The following is an 884-nucleotide window of genomic DNA, read 5'->3' on the forward strand; positions in this document are numbered from 1 at the left end:
AGCTCATGCCATCCAAAGCATCGCTCGCCTCGCTTTGCATCACGTCAATGACGAGGTTCTTTCGCTCCTTGCGCCGCCAGGCCGACATGCCCGCCCCAGCCAGGCAGAGAGCGGGCAGCACGTACTGGCCAATGCTGGCCAACGTCTTCCAAAGGGTTTGGGCGACCATCGCGCTCACTTGCCCAGGCTGGGCTGTGCGGACAACCGCCTGGGATGCAACGCCGTGAAGCAGCATGTAGCTGATCACCCCCAACGTCACCCCCGCCCACCACGGCAGCATCGCAACGAGGTCCATGATGTCCTCAGCAGGACTCGTCTTCTTGCGTCTCGCCATCCCCTGCTCTCCCCTTGCTGTTTTGATGTTGTATCAGACGCCGATCAAGTCGGGCATCGCTCGGCACGTCGGGCACTGAAAAGACAGCTATGCAGCGGTTGCAGTCTTCCGATTCATCGAACGCGACGCCCGAAAGCTGCCGTTCAATGTTTGAGTTCAGCGGGCAACGAACCTGCTCGCGGCATCGGACACCAGAGCCTCCGTTATCGGGAAAGCCGACGACGTAGATGCATAGCCTATGTCGGAGGCAAAGGCCGCAACGGAAGCCACGCTACCGGTCCTCGCGTATGCCCGCGGGAGGACCTTCTTGACTTCCTGCGTGCGGGACGGAAGAGGCATGCCACAACGATATGTCAGCCGGTTCCACAGGCGAGAATGCATTCGGTGACGGCCGCCCTGCCCGCAAGGTGTGCCTACGCGGCATGGTTGAAGCAGTACGCCGTCAAGCTGGGAATGTGGGCCGCCAAGGCAGTGAAGTAAGGAGCGGCGCCAGGTGGTTACACCGTTGAGGCAACCCAGGCTCTTGGGTGTGCCGAGAAAGTACTCTTGA

At 61.0% G+C, this 884-nt stretch carries 1 pseudogene; it reads right to left on the bottom strand.

Annotation, left to right across the window (positions count from 1 at the left end):
- Positions 1-295 (bottom strand): annotated as a pseudogene (locus tag AC1D15_RS34820) (restriction endonuclease); the annotation flags it as partial.
- Positions 296-884: the final 589 nt, after the last annotated feature.

It is taken from the genome of Rhizobacter sp. P2_H2 (assembly GCF_056403375.1).